8 protein-coding genes are annotated in these 4,600 nt (G+C 32.1%); 7 read left to right on the plus strand and 1 reads right to left on the minus strand.

What is annotated here, in order from left to right:
- Positions 1-602: 602 nt before the first annotated feature.
- The 7 genes from F3H00_RS10175 to F3H00_RS10205 all read left to right on the plus strand — a co-directional run bounded on the left by F3H00_RS10175 (position 603) and on the right by F3H00_RS10205 (position 2,622).
- Positions 603-842 carry a P-loop NTPase family protein gene (locus tag F3H00_RS10175; RefSeq protein WP_021091982.1) on the plus strand — a complete coding sequence of 80 codons (240 nt, stop codon included), beginning with the start codon at positions 603-605 and terminating at the stop codon, positions 840-842.
- Positions 843-852: 10 nt separating this feature from the next.
- Entirely contained in the window at positions 853-1,092 is a 240-nt protein-coding gene (locus F3H00_RS10180; RefSeq protein WP_021091986.1) for a hypothetical protein, read from the plus strand.
- Positions 1,093-1,102: 10 nt separating this feature from the next.
- Entirely contained in the window at positions 1,103-1,477 is a 375-nt protein-coding gene (locus F3H00_RS10185; RefSeq protein WP_103596520.1) for a hypothetical protein, read from the plus strand.
- Between the two features lie 11 nt (positions 1,478-1,488).
- The gene (locus F3H00_RS10190) at positions 1,489-1,728 is read left to right on the plus strand and encodes a hypothetical protein (protein ID WP_103560449.1); all 240 of its coding nucleotides are present in this window, start codon (positions 1,489-1,491) and stop codon (positions 1,726-1,728) included.
- An 84-nt stretch (positions 1,729-1,812) separates the two neighbouring features.
- Entirely contained in the window at positions 1,813-2,064 is a 252-nt protein-coding gene (locus tag F3H00_RS10195; protein WP_103596519.1) for a hypothetical protein, read from the plus strand.
- 11 nt (positions 2,065-2,075) lie between these two features.
- Positions 2,076-2,327, plus strand: coding sequence for a hypothetical protein (locus F3H00_RS10200; protein WP_103596518.1), 252 nt, complete (start codon positions 2,076-2,078; stop codon positions 2,325-2,327).
- Positions 2,317-2,622, plus strand: coding sequence for a type II toxin-antitoxin system RelE family toxin (locus F3H00_RS10205; RefSeq protein ID WP_051303952.1), 306 nt, complete (start codon positions 2,317-2,319; stop codon positions 2,620-2,622). The genes F3H00_RS10200 and F3H00_RS10205 overlap by 11 nt, the downstream gene beginning before the upstream one ends.
- A gap of 172 nt (positions 2,623-2,794) precedes the next feature.
- On the opposite strand, the gene F3H00_RS10210 is transcribed toward F3H00_RS10205, so the two are convergent.
- The gene (locus F3H00_RS10210; RefSeq protein WP_149703849.1) at positions 2,795-4,414 is read right to left on the minus strand and encodes a relaxase/mobilization nuclease domain-containing protein; all 1,620 of its coding nucleotides are present in this window, start codon (positions 4,412-4,414) and stop codon (positions 2,795-2,797) included.
- Positions 4,415-4,600: the final 186 nt, after the last annotated feature.

Below are 4,600 nucleotides of genomic sequence, written 5' to 3' on the forward strand. Positions count from 1 at the left end.
CGATAAAAACAGCCATCTGCTTTTTGGACTTTAAGCTTTAAATAAGTATTGATGAAGTGATGTTTAACCCCTTTGTGTGGGAGTTTGACGCATTGTTGAGTAAATTTATTTTTACAAATTGTCCGAAATTTTATGAGCCGTAATCGAATGCAAGCCATCTGCTTTTTGGACTTTAAGCTTTAAATAAGTATTGATGAAGTGATGTTTAACCCCTTTGTGTGGGAGTTTGACGCATTGTTGAGTAAATTTATTTTTACAAATTGTCCGAAATTTTATGGCAGGCGACCTGCACTAGAGTGCTGGAACGCCAGAGCCGAGCCTAGGTCTCGGCTCTTTATGGTATTAAGCGGGGATACCCCGCAACGCCCCGCAATATAGTAGCATCGCTAAAAGCGATGTGTAAATTTAAAAAGGGGGAAGAAAAAAGCATAATGTAACTTAAAAAATGCTTAAATATTATGCTTATATTTTGATTATTTTATTTTATAAGTTATTTTTTTACTACTGAATATTTTAATTATATAATATTTTATTATTTATAGTTTTATTATTTATTAAGTTTATTTTGGATATAATCTTATTATAAAAAGAAAGGATAAGAGATGAAAGCAAACAGCATAATTAACCTACTTAGTCAATACGGAAAGATAAATGGCGATGAAAAGCATATATCGATGCAAAGAAATGGTGTGGTATACGAAGCCATGTTAAACGATACGAACACAACTAACGTAGTTTATGTGACCTACAATAAAGGTGAAAAGACCGAGTTTACATCATTTTATGAGTCACTAAGAGCCATAAAAGATGTTATAGAGCAAAATATAAGAGAAAATAGATAAGGAGTAGAAGATGAGAGAGATATTTATGAGCTATTGCAGGCATGAAATGACGCTAAAGGCGTTAAAAGAATGCAAGTGGTTAGGGGATTTGGATGATGAAAGCGAAGAAGTCATAGCCGAATGTGCTAGGCTTCAAAAGTACATAATTGAGCTAGCAGACGAGTTTGGTTGCGAAATTACAAATAAAGAAGATGTAATTAAGAGCATAGAAGACGAAAAGTCAAATTTACTAGCAAACTTAAATAATTAAGGAGTCTAAAATGCAAAAATTTAAATCAAATGACAGAATAGTCCTAAAAAAGGACATGGATAGATCACTTGATAGAACCGAGTCTATCTATAGAGTAGTAAATTTTTATAAATCAAGAGATGGTGAATATTACTATGAGATGGAATTAGCCGAACCAGCAAGCGATTATCTCAATAACATGGCACTAAATCAGGAGTATGTGGAAAAAAACTACATCAATATGGATGAAGTGTATTGGTATTTTGAGAAAAAAGATATTGAAGGTGGCTGGATCAAATATGATGATCGCAGGCATACATACAAGGAAATAAGAGAAACCTTGGCTAAAAGTGGGTTTCTAGAGAATGTGTATCCGATTTATGCAATAGGTTTTAAATTGCCATAAAAGGGACAAGCATGAATAGAGATTATAATAAATTTGAGAGAGCAAATGAAATAATGAATGAGCTAATTAAAGCTCCGCTCCCACTAGAGTCAAGAGAGCTTGCAAACATAAGTGATAGAGAGCTCTCGTTTTTAAAAAGCAGTGTTAGGCTAATGGTTGAATACTTAGACTCCCTTGGGTGCATGATATGGCACGACGACGAAGTAGTGTGTCAGATCGACGAAGAAGAGCAAAGAAGAGCCAGAGTATGATAAAGCTGGTCGAGAAACCAAATAGCCTTATAACGTAAAATTTTATACAATATGTTATAATTTTTCTTAAAAAAAGGATTTACAATGAAAGTAAATAAGGTTTTGATAATTACAGCAATAGCTGGATTGTTTTTTAGTGGATGTGCAGAGTTTCAACTGCCAAAGGTACAAAAACAAAAGCACGAGTTGAGTGACGAAGAATGTGAAATCATTTTAAAGAAATACAGAAATACCGAACCAAGCACATCAGACGCATATAATAAATTGAAGTATGACGCATATGAATGTAATACTAGGTATAAATCACCTATAGTTATTCCAGACTTTGAAAAATAGAGAGCAAACACATGAAAACTATAACTATTACAGGCGAAAATTTAAACCAACAAATTATCCAAGCTATAAAAAACGCTGTCGCCAAAGCCAGCAATCCAACATATACGATAAAGTATATCAACACATCGAAAAATAAGATCGACAGCGAAGCCTTGCAAGACATTGAAGATGCAAAGCTTGGAGCAAAGCTTTATTCTGAATATTTGGCTAGCGGAAGCAAATCAACCTCATGGGCTGATATAAAGAAAGAAAATGGCTTATAAGATACGATTTAGCGATTATGCTAAAGAGAAGTTTAATGAACTTGACGGCTCAATCAAAAAACCAATTCAAAAGTTTCTTGATCGACTCGAGGAAAGTGATGATCCACGCAGTAGCGGAAAAGGATTAACTGAGAATTTGAGTGGATTATGGAGATATAGAGTAAAAAACTATCGCTTGATATGTTTTATACAAGATGAAGAGCTTATAGTACTTTTTCTCGACATAAGTAAAAGAGATGAAGTTTATACCGATAGGAATGTAAAAAGTATTTTAAAGAACGTGCCAACAAAATAACACATTTTTTTAATATTTACTATCTTAATTTTTATAAAAAATTACTTTTTTTACTATTCTTAACTTTTATTAATTTTAATTATATGTAGTTTTTTTGTTATATATTTTATTATTTTTTTAGCAAACTATCAAACAACAATCAAAGAAATTTTAAAATAGTAGATAATAGCATTTATCTACTACGATCGTTATTTTTTTCATTTTGAGTTTTATCGTACGAAGAGTAAGAATTTAAGCCCATAGTCTCACGTTCCGCCAAAACATCCTTATAAAGCCTACGCTCATTTTTGATCCTGATAAGTCGTTCGTTAGCCGTAGTATCAAGCATAGATACACCTTTAAAATACTCTTTTAAAAGAAAATCGTCCTTACTAATTTTTTCAGATTTTAATAGCTTATTTTCAATATATGAAAAGCGTTTTTTGCAAATGTCGGCTATAAAATCTTTATTATCATCTAGTCGCTTTTTAAATTCATTTTTCTCAGTATCGCCAAGCTCGGAGTGATGTAAAATATAAAGGCTTTGATCTAAAATTTCAAGTTTTTTATTAAGTTTAAAAAGACTTTCATTGCGACCCAAAAGACGTGTAGCAACTAAGCTATCATCAAAGTATTTTTTAGCATTATCATCACGCCCACGAAGCACAGCAATAGATCGTTTTACCTTTTTAGAAAATAACCAGTCGGCTTTACTAGAGCCTTTGCCGTGCGGATAAATTTTGTTAAAGTTATAACTAAAATTTTCAAGTAATTTAAGGGTATCAGATTGATCCTTGTAGTGAGCCAAATGCATATCATTGATCTGAGTAGCCTTATATGAAAGACTATCAAGCTTTTTAATCTCTTTTATTAAATCCTTGCGTTTTTGAAGTAATATTTTATTATTCTCCTTTAGCTCCTTGCCCAGCTTAAAACGTTTTTTGCCCTTTTTCTGAACGTAGAGTAAAAATTGCCTAGTCAGCTCATCATTAGCTTTTTTTAGTAAATCAATCTCATCATTCATAGTCTTTATACGGCTGGAAGTTGCATTATATTCTATCTTATTTTTTTCTTGCATTTGCTCGTAAAATTCTAGTGTTTTATCCTTTGCCGTATAGCTATCCTGCTCAAGATTGATACTAGATTTTATTTTAGAAAATTCTTTTTTTAAATCCTTATGCATAGCGTTTTTATTTTCGTATTTTAACCCTCTTGCACCAAGTGAATAGGCAAAATCAGTGCGAACTTCGTCGAAGAAATCTTTAATCTCGTCACGAGTATCAAAATGAATTTTACGCCTAGTCATATCATTACGCTTGTTAAGAACTACATGCACGTGTGGGTTGTTTTGATGTGTGTGAAGCACCAAAGCATACTTATGCCCCATAAAATTTCTACTTAGAATTTCACTAACACTATCAACTAGAGCGTTTAGTGTTTTTTCATCATTGCATGGCTCATTGATTGAAAAAATAAGATGCCAAGCGTCTTTTGAATTTTTATTTGTGCCAAAATCCTTACTCCAATTTTTCATAATTTCGTCACTGCTTACTCTCTCCCCTTTTTCATTGATGGCAGAGCCATCAATTGAGTTATTGAGAGTGTAGTCAATACATCTTTTAATACTTTCACGTGGTAAATTTGAAATCATCTTCACAACAGATTGTTTTGTATTTTTTGAGAAAGAATTTTTAATCAATGAAATATGGCTCGAGCCAAAAGATATATTTTTGTGCTCATTTGATGAATTTTTTGTTCGCCCAGCTCTGATAGTTTTTAAAAATTCATCCCATTGTGCTTCTGTTCTAGCCAAAATAAAAACTCCAACTATTTAAAAGATTTGTAATGATGTTAGTGTAAGTAAAGTTAAAAAAATATAATGCGAGAAGATAGGCAGGATAACCCCTTTTATATATCACTTTTTACACTAAACGCCGATATTATCGGCTTTATAGTGTGATTTTTATTCTTTTTACAAAAGAATAAAAATAAAAATAAA

It is taken from the genome of Campylobacter concisus (genome assembly GCF_902460845.1).
Classification (GTDB): domain Bacteria; phylum Campylobacterota; class Campylobacteria; order Campylobacterales; family Campylobacteraceae; genus Campylobacter_A; species Campylobacter_A concisus_X.

Excerpts from the sequence above, each read along its gene's own strand:
- F3H00_RS10175 (WP_021091982.1), top strand. The coding sequence starts at position 603 with ATGAAAGCAAACAGCATAATTAACCTACTTAGTCAATACGGAAAGATA.
- F3H00_RS10180 (WP_021091986.1), top strand. The coding sequence starts at position 853 with ATGAGAGAGATATTTATGAGCTATTGCAGGCATGAAATGACGCTAAAG.
- F3H00_RS10185 (WP_103596520.1), top strand. The coding sequence starts at position 1,103 with ATGCAAAAATTTAAATCAAATGACAGAATAGTCCTAAAAAAGGACATG.
- F3H00_RS10190 (WP_103560449.1), top strand. The coding sequence starts at position 1,489 with ATGAATAGAGATTATAATAAATTTGAGAGAGCAAATGAAATAATGAAT.
- F3H00_RS10195 (WP_103596519.1), top strand. The coding sequence starts at position 1,813 with ATGAAAGTAAATAAGGTTTTGATAATTACAGCAATAGCTGGATTGTTT.
- F3H00_RS10200 (WP_103596518.1), top strand. The coding sequence starts at position 2,076 with ATGAAAACTATAACTATTACAGGCGAAAATTTAAACCAACAAATTATC.
- F3H00_RS10205 (WP_051303952.1), top strand. The coding sequence starts at position 2,317 with ATGGCTTATAAGATACGATTTAGCGATTATGCTAAAGAGAAGTTTAAT.